17 protein-coding genes are annotated in these 15,334 nt (G+C 61.7%); 5 read left to right on the forward strand and 12 right to left on the reverse strand.

The features are described from left to right. Positions 1-388: 388 nt before the first annotated feature. Positions 389-799, reverse strand: coding sequence for an arsenate-mycothiol transferase ArsC (locus HK353_RS14185; protein ID WP_101621217.1), 411 nt, complete (start codon positions 797-799; stop codon positions 389-391). Continuing rightward, positions 796-2,199, reverse strand: coding sequence for an NAD(P)-binding domain-containing protein (locus tag HK353_RS14190; protein WP_166826411.1), 1,404 nt, complete (start codon positions 2,197-2,199; stop codon positions 796-798). Before HK353_RS14190 ends, HK353_RS14185 begins: the two co-directional genes overlap by 4 nt. Before the next feature lie 180 nt (positions 2,200-2,379). On the opposite strand from HK353_RS14190, the gene HK353_RS14195 reads away from it, so the two are divergent. Then, positions 2,380-2,727: an ArsR/SmtB family transcription factor gene (locus HK353_RS14195; protein WP_166826416.1), complete on the forward strand. Its 348-nt coding sequence runs from the start codon at positions 2,380-2,382 to the stop codon at positions 2,725-2,727. An 8-nt stretch (positions 2,728-2,735) separates the two neighbouring features. Then, positions 2,736-3,899 (forward strand): MFS transporter, encoded by a 1,164-nt coding sequence (locus HK353_RS14200; RefSeq protein ID WP_173157258.1) that lies wholly within the window; start codon positions 2,736-2,738, stop codon positions 3,897-3,899. A gap of 76 nt (positions 3,900-3,975) precedes the next feature. Here HK353_RS14200 and HK353_RS14205 read toward each other — a convergent pair whose 3' ends face one another. The 9 genes from HK353_RS14205 to cmtR all read right to left on the reverse strand — a co-directional run bounded on the left by HK353_RS14205 (position 3,976) and on the right by cmtR (position 10,747). After that, positions 3,976-5,034, reverse strand: a complete 1,059-nt coding sequence (locus HK353_RS14205; RefSeq protein WP_342589943.1) for an ArsO family NAD(P)H-dependent flavin-containing monooxygenase — start codon at positions 5,032-5,034, stop codon at positions 3,976-3,978. 9 nt (positions 5,035-5,043) lie between these two features. Then, positions 5,044-5,454 (reverse strand): arsenate reductase ArsC, encoded by a 411-nt coding sequence (locus HK353_RS14210; RefSeq protein ID WP_173157161.1) that lies wholly within the window; start codon positions 5,452-5,454, stop codon positions 5,044-5,046. A 20-nt stretch (positions 5,455-5,474) separates the two neighbouring features. Next, positions 5,475-6,476 (reverse strand): metalloregulator ArsR/SmtB family transcription factor, encoded by a 1,002-nt coding sequence (locus tag HK353_RS14215; protein WP_173157163.1) that lies wholly within the window; start codon positions 6,474-6,476, stop codon positions 5,475-5,477. After that, a complete protein-coding gene (arsB, locus tag HK353_RS14220; protein WP_173157166.1) occupies positions 6,473-7,567 on the reverse strand; it encodes an ACR3 family arsenite efflux transporter in 1,095 nt (364 codons plus the stop codon). The genes HK353_RS14215 and arsB overlap by 4 nt, the downstream gene beginning before the upstream one ends. Then, positions 7,564-7,887, reverse strand: a complete 324-nt coding sequence (gene trxA, locus HK353_RS14225; protein WP_173157168.1) for a thioredoxin — start codon at positions 7,885-7,887, stop codon at positions 7,564-7,566. The genes arsB and trxA overlap by 4 nt, the downstream gene beginning before the upstream one ends. Further along, positions 7,884-8,861, reverse strand: a complete 978-nt coding sequence (gene trxB, locus HK353_RS14230) for a thioredoxin-disulfide reductase (RefSeq protein ID WP_173157170.1) — start codon at positions 8,859-8,861, stop codon at positions 7,884-7,886. Before trxB ends, trxA begins: the two co-directional genes overlap by 4 nt. Before the next feature lie 134 nt (positions 8,862-8,995). Further along, a complete protein-coding gene (locus HK353_RS17620; RefSeq protein WP_407645359.1) occupies positions 8,996-9,241 on the reverse strand; it encodes a DUF2180 family protein in 246 nt (81 codons plus the stop codon). A 556-nt stretch (positions 9,242-9,797) separates the two neighbouring features. Continuing rightward, positions 9,798-10,391, reverse strand: a complete 594-nt coding sequence (locus HK353_RS14240; protein ID WP_062862469.1) for a cadmium resistance transporter — start codon at positions 10,389-10,391, stop codon at positions 9,798-9,800. After that, positions 10,388-10,747 carry a Cd(II)/Pb(II)-sensing metalloregulatory transcriptional regulator CmtR gene (gene cmtR / locus HK353_RS14245; protein WP_062862470.1) on the reverse strand — a complete coding sequence of 120 codons (360 nt, stop codon included), beginning with the start codon at positions 10,745-10,747 and terminating at the stop codon, positions 10,388-10,390. Before cmtR ends, HK353_RS14240 begins: the two co-directional genes overlap by 4 nt. A 198-nt stretch (positions 10,748-10,945) precedes the next feature. On the opposite strand from cmtR, the gene HK353_RS14250 reads away from it, so the two are divergent. The 3 genes from HK353_RS14250 to HK353_RS14260 are packed head-to-tail and all read left to right on the forward strand — an operon-like array spanning position 10,946 to position 13,926. Next, positions 10,946-11,572: a recombinase family protein gene (locus HK353_RS14250; protein WP_009883804.1), complete on the forward strand. Its 627-nt coding sequence runs from the start codon at positions 10,946-10,948 to the stop codon at positions 11,570-11,572. 19 nt (positions 11,573-11,591) lie between these two features. Then, positions 11,592-13,034, forward strand: a complete 1,443-nt coding sequence (locus HK353_RS14255; RefSeq protein WP_217278494.1) for a Mu transposase C-terminal domain-containing protein — start codon at positions 11,592-11,594, stop codon at positions 13,032-13,034. Further along, complete coding sequence (locus tag HK353_RS14260) at positions 13,021-13,926, forward strand: AAA family ATPase (protein WP_173157174.1); 906 nt, start codon at positions 13,021-13,023, stop codon at positions 13,924-13,926. Before HK353_RS14255 ends, HK353_RS14260 begins: the two co-directional genes overlap by 14 nt. Here HK353_RS14260 and HK353_RS14265 read toward each other — a convergent pair. Next, entirely contained in the window at positions 13,923-15,269 is a 1,347-nt protein-coding gene (locus tag HK353_RS14265) for an APC family permease (protein ID WP_173157176.1), read from the reverse strand. The two genes, HK353_RS14260 and HK353_RS14265, sit on opposite strands and share 4 nt — an antisense overlap. Positions 15,270-15,334 lie beyond the last annotated feature (65 nt).

Genomic DNA, 15,334 nt, shown 5'->3' on the forward strand with positions numbered 1-15,334 from the left:
CCGCTCTAGGTAGTCTCGACGACCACGATATGGACCGGAAGAGACTCGCCTATTAATCCTTCTCGACTTGAGCCGCCATCTCAGTCTGTAAAACAACCGCCATTCATCGCTGAAGCTCACACATCGGGGTGCACGTAGATCGAGTGTTCGACGACGCCTCTATAGACCTCGCGAGACGATACCGGCCCAGCGCCCACCCATCCTAGAATTTTCCCATCGGCATCCACGGCGACTCGACACAGATCCAGCCGCCTGGTTGCACCAAAGTCCTCCCAGGCGGCTGGTGGAGCAGACTCGAAGGTGGCGTGGCCGGTCTCGATTCCAGTGCGGTACACGTCCTTGACCTCGGACCAGTCAGAGCCGACCATCCCTCGAACATGAAGGTCACTCATGACATCAGGCGCGAATGAAGCTTCTCGACACGCCTGCGGATGTCGTCGCGCACGAGGCGCATGCGTTCGATGCCCTCGATTCCTCGCTCAGACGGCTCGTCGGTATCCCAGTTCTCCAATTCTGTGCCCGCAGGCACCTCCACGGTCGCTTCACGTCCCAAAGTGATGACGATATCGGCCGCTTCGAGCTCAGCGTCGTTGACAGGCTTTGGAGTGCCGTGACTGATATCGATGCCCAGCTCGTCCAACGACTGCACCGAGAGTTGGTTCAGTGATGTGCCGGGCTGTGTGCCAGCAGAGACCACATCGATCGTGTCACCGGCGAGATCGCTCATGAGCCCCGCGGCCATTTGGGACTTTCCGCCGTTTTTCACACAGACGAAGAGGACGCGTGGTGGAGTTGTCATCGTGTCTCCTGGTATGCACTGCGTCCGTGCTCCAAGCCGGTGGGGATGCCAATCGAGACCGGCTCAGCGGGCGCACCGCAGCACGAATCAGCCTCGACAGTATCGGCAACAGGTGCGTCACAGGAGGACCCGATGTCGGCTGAACATACGCCGGTTTCGGGTAGAACCAGCTCGACTCTGTCTGCGCTGGCCTGGTCGCCTGCCAGGGCTGCGACGATGGAGCGGATCTGCTCGTATCCGGTGAACATGAGGAATGTGGGCGCGCGACCGTAGGACTTCATGCCCGCGATATAGAAGTCCTTCTCCGGATGCGCCAGCAGGTTGGCTCCGTGGGGCGGGACGGTTCCACAGCTGTGATATTCGGGATCAATGAGCGGCCCCAGCTTTGTCGGTGCTTCAACGACCGGATCGAGTTCGAGGCGGATCTCGCGCAAGAAGTCGAGGTTTGGCCGGAATCCGGTGGTCGGGACGACGCGGTCGACGTTGAGTGAGACTGGCCCGTCGGGTGTGGTCCCTGAGACGGTGAGTCCATCCGTGGTGTTGAGCTCCGTAATGGTCACTGACGTGTGGACGTCAATGCGTCCGGTCTCGACGAGGTGGCGCAGACGGGTGCCCAGTGCCCCACGAGCCGGGAGCCCGTCCTGGTCGCCGCCACCGTAGACGCTGGCGGGGTCGGCTCCGCGAATTGCCCAGCTGATACGTGTGGTCGGTTCTGCTTCGTTGAGTTCGCCCAGGGCCAGCAGCGTATTTGCGGCCGAGTGCCCGGCACCGACGACGAGGACGTGGCGGCCAGCGAACTCGTCCCGGTCTCGTCCAAGGACGTCGGGCAGTGGCGAGGTGACCAGTCCGGCTTCCCTTGCCGCGGTCTCACCGATGGCGGGAAGGCCTGCTTGGCCGAGAGGGTTCGGGGTTGCCCATGTGCCGGAAGCATCGATGACGGCGCGGGCGTGATGATCTTCGATCACTCCGTCGGCGCTCTGGGTGCGGACGAGGAAAGCCGTGGCATCGCGATCTGGTGTGCGTGTCCGGTCCATACCAAGACGGCTCACCGCGATGACGCGGGTCTGTGTGCGGATTGCCTCGCGCAGCTGTGGAGTCGCGGCCAAGGGGGCGAGGTAGTCGTTGACGAGTTCAGTTCCGGTCGGCAGATAGTCACTGTCGGGTTCTTGCCAGTCAGTGCCTTCGAGGAGAGTGCGAGCGGCGTGATCAATGTTGTACTTCCATGGGGAGAACAGCCCGATATGGCCCCATTCGCTGACGGCTGCTGCCGGTGTAGCGCCGGCTTCGAAGACCAGTGGTTTCATCCCACGCGTGACCAGATGGGCGGCAGCAGCTAAGCCAACGGGGCCAGTGCCGATGACGACGACCGGAAGATCAGCGAGGGTCGAGTTCTCAGGCATAATGAATCTCCTTCTTAGCAGTGGCAAATTGATCGATGAAAACCGGGCGAGTAACCACTCTTCCGCGGAGACCGTATCCACGAAGTCTCAAACTCCCACCGTCAAACATCGATGTGTGTCGATATGTATTCAAGCACCACGTATTGACAAATGTCAATGTCTTGGCATAATGGAGATGTGATGATTGAACAGACTCTCCCGGCCGCAGTGTCGCGCTCGTGCTGCCCGTCGCTGACGATGAGACCTTTGGGCCAGGACGACGCGGTGGAATTTGCTCGGCTCCTCAAGGCTGTGGCAGATCCGACCCGACTACGGCTGGTGTCGCTGGTGGCGGCGAACGTGAGCAATGAGGCGTGCGTATGTGACCTCACCGAACCCGTCGGGTTGGGCCAGCCAACCGTGTCCCATCACTTGAAGATCCTTGTCGATGCCGGAGTACTCGACCGCGAAAAGCGCGGCGTTTGGTCGTACTATTCGATCAAGGCGAGTACTTTGGAAAAGCTGGCTGCTTTCCTCTCTCCCGCGTGACCAATCCGGTGACTGGGCGACCGCGAGGTGGTCTTGCCGCGCTGTCTGCCGCGCAGATCACCAGCTGGGGGTTACTGTACTATTCGCTTCCAGTCGCGGTAACGCCGATCTCCCAGGACACAGGGTGGAGCCCCACAGCGATCACTGCTGCTCTCTCGGCTGGTCTCATCGTCTCAGCTGTGGCAGGTATTCGAGTCGGGCGCATCCTCGATGCCAACGGCCCGCGAACAGTCATGACAGCGGGTTCAGTCATCGGTGTCGTGGCGTTGCTGCTAGTGGCGTGGTCGCCGTCGCTTCCCGTGTTTTTCACCGCGTGGATCATTGCCGGATTTGCCCAGTCCGCGGTTCTCTATCCTCCAGCATTTGCTGTCATCACCCGGTGGTATGGGACCGATCGAGTCGGACCGTTGACGACGCTGACGCTGGTTGGAGGACTAGCATCGACGGTGTTCGCGCCCTTGGTGGTCGCCCTCATCGATGGTCTCGGTTGGCGCGGCGGCTACGTGGTGATGGCCGGTATCCTGGCTGCAATCACAGTGCCATTGCATGCGCTTTTTCTTAATGGGCGCTGGTCTGATGATGCTGGATCGCAGTCTGCAGCGGTATCCAAGGCCGAGGTGAGGCAGGTGACTCGCACACCGAAGTTCATCATCTTGCAAATCGCCATGGCCATGGCCACGTTCACGTTGTTCGCGGTCACGATCAACATCATTCCGCTGTTTCTTCAACGCGGCATGGACTATTCACTCGCCGCTGTGGCCCTCGGACTCATTGGGGCCGGGCAGGTTGTCGGTCGAATCGGATACCCCCAGTTCGCACGAGCGACCTCGGCACGCACACGCACGGTCACCATCTTTGCTATTGGTGCAGTGAGCCTGTTGACGCTGGCTCTCGTGCCGGGGCCAGCGTGGTTGCTGATCGTGGTTGCGGTCCTTGCCGGTGCTGTGCGGGGCTGTCACACGCTGCTTCAGGCCACAGCGGTCTCGGACAGATGGGGGACGAAGAACTTCGGGACGATCAACGCAGTCTTCACCGCACCAATGACGTTCGTCGGTGCCTTTGCCCCTGTGGCCGGACCCGCTTTAGCAGGTCTGCTGGGCGGATATCCTGCTATGGCAATGGTGATGGCGGTATTGCTCATTGGTGCTGTCGGGCTGACGACTCGATCCTGATGCCAGGTTCCAGGGTTCTCTCGTCCACGGTGTTGCCAGCCGCGGTAGTACTCGATCCGTATTGGTATCGCGGTAGCTACTGTGCTTGAGTGCTTCGCACGTATTCGTTCACGTCCGCGACAGCAGACTTCGCTGTGCGGGCGGCACCGATGATGGTCGCGGAGGCAAACCCTGTCCAGTCGCCATACCCCAACAGGTGCAATCCAGAAGCATCGATGCTTCGAGTGCCCACTGTGACTGGATGCCCGTTCTTCCAGGTCAATTCGAGCCCATTGAGATGGTTGAGGTGTGGTTTGAAGCCGGTGCACCAGATGATGGCATCACAGCTGTACTCACTACCGTCGGCCCACGAGACCCCAGCCGAGGTCAATCGCTCGAACATCGGCGAAGCGTTCAGGTCACCACGATCGCGTGCAGCCCGCACGGGCGGGACCATGACGATATCGCCGAGGCCCGACACACCATCGTGGTCGCGACCGGCCCGCTGTGCCGCCTCGCGGGCGGTGGCAGCATCGAAGAGGACTCGTCCATCGACGTCATCAGGCATGAACCGTGGTCGGCGCTGCGTCACCCACAGTGTCTGCGCCACGGTCGAGACTTCCGCGACGATCTGCGCGGCGGAGTTCCCACCGCCGACGATGACGACCCGCTGATCGGTGAAGTCCTCGGGCGAATCGTAATCAACAGTGTGCAGCTGTCGTCCCGTGAAATCCTCACAGCCCGGATAGTGAGGGACATAGGGGCGTTGCCATGTTCCGGTGGCGCTGATGACCGCCGTGGTCTTCAAGGGGCCGGTATCAGTATCGACGAACAGTTGTCCCCCGTCTTGGTAGACATTGCTGACGTGGACCGGTCGGTGAACGGGCAGGTCATAGCGGTGTTCGTATCGAGTCAGATAGTCCAGCACATGGCCCGCTGTCGGAAACGACTCGCCCCTCTGCGCAGGCATCGGCCAGCCCGGCAACGGACTGTAACCGGCCGGTGAAAACAGACGCAACGACTGCCACCCGTGCTGCCAGGCTCCTCCGGGGTGGGTGTGGTCGTCGAGGATGACGAACTCGAGACCCGTCCTGCGAAGAAAGTATCCAGCGGCGAGACCTGCCTGCCCACCACCGATGACCACGACATCAGTCACGCGGTGCACTCACTCTTGACCGAGTAAGTCGGTCACAAGCGCCTGAATGCGGGTCTTGATCTCGTCGCGGATCGGGCGAACGGCTTCGATGCCCTGGCCTGCCGGGTCATCGAGTTCCCAGTCCTCGTAGCGCTTTCCCGGGAAGAAGGGGCATGCGTCGCCACAGCCCATGGTGATAACCACGTCTGAGTCCTGCACAGCCTCGTTCGTCAGCACCTTCGGCTGCTCGCCGGTGATATCGATGCCGTCTTCGCCCATCGCCTCGACAGCGATCGGATTGATGTGCTCTGCCGGGACCGATCCAGCCGAGCGGACTTCGATGCGGTCGCCCGCAAAATGGCGCAGATAGCCGGCAGCCATCTGCGAACGGCCAGCATTGTGGACGCACACGAACAAGACAGAGGGTTTCTGGTCAGCCATAGGGGTGGTCTCTCTTTCAATCAGTTGGTGAGGGAATCAAGAAGGGCCTGGACGCGGTCAGCAAGGTCGTCGCGGATGAGTGCCACGCCCTCGGGGGAAGCCAATGCCGGATCAGCGACTGACCAATCCTCGTACCGGAGGCCGGGCACGATGGGGCAGACATCGCCACAACCCATCGTGATCACGACATCGGCCGCACGGATCGCGTCATCGGTCAGTGGCTTCGGGAACAACTCCTCGACACTCTCCCCGTCAATATCGCGGATGAGTTCGGCGACATTCGAGTTGAGACCAGCCGCCGGAGTCGAACCAGCGGATCGGGCGATTACGCGGCCTCCTGAGAGTTGGCGTGTTAGGGCCGCGGCGAGTTGGGATCGGCCGGCGTTGGCGACACAGATGAAGAGCACCTGCGGAGGCGCGCTGGCTGTGTCCCGGGTGATGTCAGCCAAGCGTTGCTTTGCGAAGCGCTCGGTCAAGGGGACGAGGTACCGAGTGATTTTCGCCGATCGAGCCAGCGCCGTGTACGAATCGCGGACGATGCCGGTGACAATTTCTGGCGACACACCAGCTGACGTTGCCGACAGGTCTGTGATCAAACGGTTGATGTGGGCCTCCACGTCGAAGGCACTGACAGCCACTGGCGCCTCAGGCTGCGGGTTTGGTGCGATGACGGCAGGGGCGAAACCTTCCAGTAGAGCGCTCACAGCGGCCTGGCGACCGGCAGCGATGGAATACCAGACCCAGGTGCCGCGACGTTGAGACTCGAGCAACCCCACTGCCTTCAGCACTTTCAAGTGATGAGAGACAGTGGGCTGGGAAACGTCGGCAAGCTCTGCAAGATCGCAGACACATGATTCCCCACGAGGGTCGGTGCTGATCGCTGAGAGCATCCGTAACCGCAGAGGGTCAGCGAGTGCTTTGAGTGTTCCGGCAAGCGTCGTCGCGACGTCGACAGCAATGGCGTGGGACGGATCTGGGGCACACGTTTCATCGTCAGTGGGGATCATAGTGGCTTCAGTCATGACGATCTCGCCTCCACAGCGTAGGGGTCAGTGCGGAACCATGCCTTCGCGGCCCAGAGCGAGACATAGACGAGGCCGACCAGGACAGGCACCTCGATGAGAGGGCCAACGACCCCAGCCAGTGCCTGCCCGCTGGTGGCACCGAAGGTACCGATGGCGACGGCAATCGCGAGTTCGAAGTTATTGCCAGCCGCGGTGAAAGCCAATGTTGTGGAGCGGGCGTAGCCAAGACCGAGGCTCTTGCCGAGCAGGAGCCCGGCAAACCACATCAGCGAGAAGTAGACCAGCAATGGCAACGCGATTCGAACGACGTCCAACGGTTGACTGGTGATCTGCTCGCCCTGGAGTGCAAAGAGTAAAACGATCGTGAACAGCAGACCGTAGAGCGCCCACGGGCCCACACGGGGAATGAACTTCTCCTCGTACCACTGACGGCCGCGACGTTTCTCGCCGATCCACCGGGAGGCGAATCCGGCGATTAGCGGGACGCCGAGGAAGACGAGCACGTTGAGAGCGATCTGGCCCATGGACACTTCCAGGCCCTGAGTATCAAGACCCAACCAAGTGGGCAGGACAGTGAGGTAGAACCAGCCGAGGACTGAGAACATGACGACCTGGAAGACTGAGTTGATCGCGACCAGCACGGCGGTTGCTTCTCGGTCACCGCAGGCGAGGTCGTTCCAGATCACGACCATGGCAATACAGCGGGCCAGACCAACGATGATCAACCCCGTGCGATATTCGGGTAAGTCTGGCAGGAACACCCAGGCCAGAGCGAACATCACTGCGGGCCCGGCAAGCCAATTGAGCACCAAAGATGAGATCAGCAGCTTCTTATCGCCGGTGACGGCGGCGACCTTGTCATAACGGACTTTGGCGAGGACGGGGTACATCATGACCAGCAAGCCGAGGGCGATGGGTACTGAGATGCCGCCGATTTCCAAATGCGAAAGCAGCTCAGAGACCCCCGGAATCAACCGACCAAGAAGGAGACCTGCGATCATGGCCAAACCGATCCAGGCCGGCAGCCACTTATCCAGCGTCGACAGGCGCGCAGGGGCCGCCTGCTGTGTGGTGGTGTCTCTCGTCATACCAGCAGCTCCTCGATCTTGGTCACGATATCTGGGCGCGGGTGCGCGCCGATGAGAACGTCTTGTCGTTGGCCGTCACGGTAGAAGCCGAGCGTGGGAATAGATGTCACTCCGGCTGCTGTGACCGCTTCGGGATTGGTATCGGCATCGATCTTGACGACCTTGACTCGTCCTTCGTATTCGTCGGAGAGCTGGTCGAGTATCGGTGCGATCTGTTTGCACGGTCCACACCAAGTCGCCCAGATGTCGACGACCACGGGTATATCGGAATCGATGACCTCGGTGGTGAATGTGGCGTCTGTGACTGTCGTCGTACTCATGCGGGGACCTCCATCAGTATTTCGGTGTGAGATGCGGTGGGTGTTGTGGGCGCGGTGGAGAGGAAGTGTTGGGCATCTATGGCTGCCGAGCACCCTGTGCCAGCCGCAGTGATCGCTTGCCGGTACCGGCTATCGACGAGATCACCGGCGGCAAACACTCCGTCTTGGTTCGTGGCTGTCGACGGGTGGGTGACCTGGACGTATCCATCGGGGTTGAGGGCGACCTGTCCGGTCAGGAGCTCTGAGCGCGGATCATGGCCAATCGCTACAAATACCCCCGACACCGGCAGGGTCCGCTCGGCCCCGGATACGGTATCGCGCAGTCGCAGCCCCTCGACGTGGGATTGACCGATAATCTCGGAGACCTCGCTGTTCCAAGCGACCTCGATCTTCTCGTCGGCCAGGACTCGGTCGGCCATGACCTTCGAAGCGCGAAACTCTTCGCGCCGATGCACGATTGTCACTTTGGAGGCGAAACGAGTCAGAAACAACGCCTCTGCCATGGCAGAGTCACCACCGCCGATGACAGCGATCTCTTGCTCTCGGAAGAAGAAGCCGTCGCAAGTTGCGCACCAGGACAGGCCGTGGCCGGTCAATCGATCCTCTTCGGGCAGACTGAGCTTGCGGTAGGCCGATCCTGTAGCAAGGATGACCGCGCGGGCGTGGAATGTTTCACCCAGGCCGGTTTCAACGGGCTTGACCTCCCCAGTCAGATCGAGACGGATGGCGTCATCAAAGATGATGCGTGCACCGAACCGTTCGGCCTGCGCACGCATTGCCTCCATCAGTTCTGGGCCCTGGACTCCATCGATGAAGCCAGGGAAGTTCTCTACTTCGGTCGTGGTCATCAGTGATCCGCCAGCGGTGACGGAACCAGCGAGAACCACCGGCGACAAACCGGCCCGGGCTGCGTAAACAGCAGCGGTGTAGCCGGCAGGGCCAGACCCGACAATCACTAACTCTTGAATCGACATGCTTCTATATTGACCTATATCAATATAGAGCGCAACCGCTAGGTCGTCCACTAACTCTCATACCCTTTGCCAATGCATGGCACCGGGCAGCGCTCACTCCCCGCGATCACCTGGCTCATCTTCAGCGCCAATGCTTACCGAGGGAGCGCCTCATGTGCGGGGACTGCTTCAGAAAATGCCGCGTGACAGGTTGAGCAACAGATCTCCCGCCCGTCCGGCAGCAGCCTCGAGGGGGCGCCGGTACCATTTCGATGAATTCGCACTTCTTCGCAGATCGTTGCGTGTTCTAGACACAGGCCGACACCGCAATGGACACACACCGCGACTGCCCTCGCCATGATTTGCTCGCTGGCCGCATGCTCCCAGCAATTCATAGTCATCCTCCCTGATTTGAGAACTATCGATATAGAGCCTAATTAGCGTATCGATAACCGTCAATGTAGAGCGCTGATGCGATTGAGCCACCCGGCTCGCTAGTGCCGCGGAGGCAGCCGCTCGCACAATTGCATTCTCGTCGGTGGCACTGTGGGAAGTTTGAGATCTCAGCCCAATCGGCTCGGGTTTGAGACCCCGCATCCGGCAAGGTTACTGCCAGAATGTGAGCGGAACGCGGTAGCTGCCTGAAGCTGGCCCTAGGGAAGTGCATGCAGTCGACATCTGAAAAGCGTGCAGCCGCCTTTTGAATCTGACAACGGGACGGGCGGATCGCGCCGCCCGTCCCTGTGCCGAAATGTGTGTCCCGATTGATCTGTGCCGAATTCCCGTCTGCGGTCCCATTTTCGGGACATGAGGCGTAGAGTGGTCACGACCAGCCGCCGTCGACGGTTGTGAGTCGCAGCGGTAAGTGGCGTGGTTCTCGCGTCGGTAATTGTCGGCTACGTCGTTTGCGCTTTAGTGGCGAACCAGTTACATCCGTGTGAGCGGGTGACGGGGCCCTCAGAGTCCGAATGCTCCGCCGCTGATCAGGATGAAGATACCGAGGCCGATGAGGACAATGGGGAACAGGATGTGTTCCCAGCGTTCAAGGACTTCGGCGATCGGTGGGCGGGTGGCGACGAACTTGGCCAGCATTACCAGCACCGCGACCAGCGCGAGGAACACGATGCAGTAGGCCACCACCCCGGCCGGGCCCACGTTGAGGAAGACCGGGACGTAGACGCCGATGTTGTCTCCGCCGTTGGCGAACGTGACCCCGGCCACAGTCCAGACTGCGACGTTCTTGCCTTCGATCTCGGCGTCATCGTCATCGCCTCCGCACCAGGCCTGCCAGGCAGCCCACAGCCCCAGCCCCAGGGGGATGAGGCCGAAGTACGGGATGACCGCTGGAGGCAGGAATACTCCGGCCCCCAAGGAGACGAGCACGGCCGCACCCAGGATGCCCACGAACCCCAGGTACTGGCCGGCAAGAATTCGTGCGGTGGTTCCGCGCTGCCCGGCGCCGCGGGCGAAGAACAGGGAGAGCACGATGATGTCGTCAATATTCGTGGCGATGAACAGGCCGATCGCCTGTAGGGCCGAGGTCAGGATCACGTGCCCACCTTTGCTATACCGCATCCGGGAACCGAGCAGGCGGGATCAATGCACGGGGCGTTCTCGTCCACCGCGAGAGTGACGTCGACCAGTGCGGTGAGCGCCCGCGCCAGGTGCGGATCGGCGATCTTATAGCGCGTCTTGCGCCCCTCGGGCTCGGCGACCACGATGCCGCAGTCGCGCAAGCATGCCAAATGGTTGGATACGTTCGAGCGGGTCAGCTCCAGATCGCTGGCTAATTCTGCCGGGTAGGCCGGTCGATCTAGCAGCGTCAGGATAAGTCGTGACCTGGTTGGGTCGGCCATCGCCCGGCCCAACCGGTTCATCACGTCTAAGCGAGAAGTAATAGTCAGCACTTAGTGAACTATACAGTGGTGGCTGAACCACCGTCAATCCTTGCCCACTTTCCGGTCGTCCCAGTTCCTTGGTAGTGGGACACCGAAGACGAGCAACCTCATCGATCGGGCCAGAACCTGATTTTCCATCCCATAAGTAAGGCCCAGAACAACGTCCCATACATTCCGTACAGACACGAAGATTGGTACGCTGGGCGCATGGAATTGGGGTACGCGCGGGTTTCGACGGTCAAACAAGACTTGGATCGACAGATCGATGCTCTGACCCAGACCGGAATCGCGGCCGAACGGATCTATGTGGACAAAAAGTCCGGGTCCACGGTCGACCGCCCCGGGCTGCGTGCAGTCATGGAATATGCCCGCGACGGTGACGTCATCGTCGTCCACACTCTCGATCGGCTTGGGCGAACGGTGCGCGATACTCTGAACCTGATTCATGACCTCTCCGAACGCAACATCGGTGTGCGCAACCTCGCCGACCCGATCAGAGTGGACTCGTCGAACCCGGATGATCCGATGGCGCAGCTATCGGTCGTGCTACTGGCGTTGTTCGGACAGATGGAACGCACATACACCCTGGAGCGTGCCGCCCACGCTCGAGCGGTAGCGACCGCGAAGGGCCGACGCATCGGACGGCCATCAGTGGTGGATCCGGACAAACTGGCCTACGCCGAGCACCTGCGCACGACCGGACACACTATCGCCGAGATCGTGGCCAAAACCGGGATTACCCGTACCAGCCTGTATCGGCACCTGCCACCGCGTCCTCCCGAAGCGGTGACAGTCGCGCCGGAGACTGCCGCCGATCCCGGTCCCGAGACCTAATCCTGGACCGGTGATCGTCATGGCGCAGAGGACCCCAGAGGAGAGGCTGGCTCTGCTGCGCCAGCACGATGACGGTGTCCCTTGGACACGGATCGCGGCCGAATCAGGAGTACCGGTGCGAACGTTGTCACGCTGGGCCGCGAAGTATGGTGCTTTCCCGACGTCCAATGGCCTGCAGCGCCTCCGGCGAGCTGACAACGGCACGAGGCGAATACTGCCCGAGATTGTGGAGATGATCGAAGCTCTGGCGCTTCGTTGCCCCGAGCCCTCAGTCGCGTTTGTTCATCGCCGAGTCAGCGGCATAGCTGCCGATCGGGGACTGCCCGCGCCAAGCTACTCCAGCGTCCGGGGGATCATTGGTGCCATCGACCCGGGCCTGCGCACACTCGCCCAGCACGGCGATGCCGCCTACCGGGACCAGTTCGAATTGGTTTTCCGCCGCACCACATTGAACCCGAACGAACAGTGGCAAGCCGACCACACGCTCTTAGACGTTGCAGTACTCGACCAAGCTGGCGTGCCGGTTCGGCCGTGGTTGACGGTGCTGCTGGATGACTACTCCCGCGCAGTCGCCGGCTACACCCTCTTCCTGGGTGCCCCATCAGCCGAACAGACAGCGCTGGCACTACACCAAGCGGTCAATCAGAAGACGAATCCTGCCTGGCCGGTCTGCGGCCTGCCAGATGTGCTCTATTCCGATCACGGCTCGGACTTCACCTCCGTCCGCCTCGAACGGGTTTGCCTGGACACGCAGATACAGCTCATCCACTCACGCATCGGCGTTCCGCAGGGGCGAGGGAAGATCGAGCGGTTCTATGGCTCCATCACCACCGAGCTCTTGCCGCACCTACCCGGGTATATCCCGCACGGAACGAACGGAGAACCTCTCACGGACCCGGCGCTCAGTCTTGAGCAACTCGACGCGATCCTGGAAAGATTCATTGTCACCGAATACAACCAGCGCCCACACTCCGAAACCCACCAAGCCCCCGTCCACCGCTGGGCAGCTTCCGGCTTCATACCGCGAGCCCCAGTACGGCCGGAGGATTTGGACCTACTTCTGCTGACTGCGGCGACTACAAGGAAGGTCCAACGCGACGGGATTCAGTTCTCCTCCACCCGGTATGTGTCCCCGGTGCTGGCCGCCTACGTCGGTGAACAGGTAACTATCCGGTTCGACCCGCGCGATGTCGGCGAGATCCGCGTCTATTTCAATGATGATTACCTCTGCCGCGCGATCGCTCCCGAGCTCGCCGCCGAGTCCGTCTCGCTACGAGAGCTGCAGGTTGCCCGGTCACAACGTCGCCGTGACCTCAAGCGACAGCTGCGCCACCGCCGCAGCCTCGCCGACGCGCTGCCGATTGACAACCGTTATGTCCCGCCTGAACCAACCGAAGCGGAACCGGTCGGCGTCGACGAAGTCCCACCACGACACGGATTGCGTCTCTATGCCACCGACTGACCCGAAACACAGTCTCCTCAGCAAGGACGATGATGGAAGCCGATTTCTTTTCGGCGATTTCGGGGAGATCAATTCCAGCGCCCCGCCACGGCCCGATTTGCCACCGTTCCAGACGACTCATGAGCATCGCCGCTTCGCAGAGTTCGCTGACGCGGTGCGCACTCATCGCTATATTGGCCTGTGCTGGGGGCCACCGGGGGTCGGCAAGACACTCTCCGCCCGGCACTATTCCGGAGTCGATGACTGGGAACAATGGGAATCCTTTTTCTCCGACACCCTCGGCCCTGTGCCGGAACGTGTTCTCGAGGCCCGCACTGTGTTTTTCACTCCCACGGTCGTGGCCACCCCGAAACAAATAGACCAGGGCCTGCCCCGAGCATGTCAACGCATCTCCTACGCCGTCGATTTCGCCGAGCACGGCATCGTCGACCCCTACGTCCATACCGAGTCCCGTTCCAGCGGACGCACCGAGCTGCTCATCATTGACGAAGCCGACCGTCTTAAGGCCACCGGCTTTGAGCAAGTCCGTGACTACTTCGACCATCACCATATGGGCGTCATCCTCATTGGTATGCCGGGCATCGAGAAACGCCTCGCCCGCTACCCGCAGCTCTACAGCCGTATCGGCTTCGCTCACGAGTACCGCCAGTTGAGCGCGGACGAACTCACCGCAGTCCTGGCCAGACGACTTCCAGCTGAGGGCGAGGCAACCGATGGTGGCGTCGCCCACGCAACCGCGATCGCGACTATCGTCCGGATCACCGCAGGCAACTTCCGCCTCGTCGACCGTTTACTCACCCAGATCGAGCGCGTGCAGACCGTGAACGACCTCAACGAGTTGACGCCCGAGGTTGTCGAGGCAGCTCGGCAGGCTCTCCTCATCGGTCACTAAACGCTGTGAAAACCATGCCATTTACCGCTGCGACTCACAGCGATGAGCAGAGCGGCGCCGATGACCGGAATGACGCCGTGGTTGAACCAGTTGGGAGTCTCGCTGCCCTGCTTCTTCACGAGGAAGTATCCGACCACCGAAGCCTGAAGGAAGATGAACGCCGTCAGCGCCCCGACGTTGACGATCGAGGTCAGCTGGTCGAGACCGTCGGCACGGGTCGCCGCCCACCCGGCCACGATGACATTGCCGCCGGCGGCCACGAGGATTCCCTTCCACGGCACACCGGTCTTCGGGGCCACCTCGGCGAGGAATTTCGGCACCTGACGGGACCGTCCCATGTCCATGAGGATGCGGGAGCCGGCGGCCTGACCGATCATCGCGGAGAACGCCGCGCCCACGGCCTTGGCCAAGGCGAGCAGCCAGTGCAGCCACGGGCCGAGAGTCGAATCGACGGCGTCGTAGTAGGCGGCACCCTCAAGTGAGGGGTCGGCCTGCAGGTCCGCCGGAGTCAGCGGTGAGAGCAGACTGCCCACCCAGGTCTGCGCGACGAAGAAGACACCTGCGAGCACGAGACAGATGAGCGTGGCACGGCCGACGATCCGCGGCCCGCCCTTGGCCTCCTCGGAGAATGTCGCGAGCGAGTCGAAGCCGAGATACGACAGGACGGCCACGGACACGGCAGCGAGCACCGCGGTCACGGAGAACGCATCCACTCCGGTCAGCGGGGTCAGCCATCCCCGCGTCGGGCCGTGCTGGACGAGGTAGGCGATGCCGAGGACGAGGACCAGAGCAAGGACGGCCACCTCGGCGAGGACGACCCCGGTGATCACGCGGGAGGCGACCTTGACCCCGGCGAGATTGAGCCCGGTGGTGAGGATGACGGCGACCGCCACGAACACCCAGACGGGCAGTGCGGGGAAGATCGAGTTCAGGGCGATCCCGGTGAACAGATAGGCGACCGACGGGATGAAGAGATAGTCGAGGAGGATCATCCAGCCGGCGACGAAGCCGGCCGGTTTTCCGATTCCCGCCGAGGCGTAGGCGAACACCGTGCCTGCGCGGGGGACCTCCCGTGACATGCGCATATAGCTGACTGCGGTGAAGGCCATGACGATCGTCGCGACGATGTAGACGAGTGCCACGGCCCCGCCCGAGCGGGCATCGAGGGTGCCGAACACGCCGACTGCGGCCGCGGGACCGATGAAGACGAGTCCGAAGAAGACGAGCTCGCTCAGACCGATCGTGCGTTTGAGCGTCCCACCTCGCGCCGAGGCGGCCGTGCCCTCGGGTGCGGAAGTCTGAGATTCGCTGTCGGACCGGTTGGACCGATCGTCGGAGGTCATATCGTCCATCGTGGTGCCCGTCTTTCGAAGTATGTGCTTCAACTCTACGCGCAGGTCATGGCGTG

The organism is Brevibacterium permense (assembly GCF_013280495.1).
Classification (GTDB): Bacteria; Actinomycetota; Actinomycetes; order Actinomycetales; family Brevibacteriaceae; genus Brevibacterium; species Brevibacterium permense.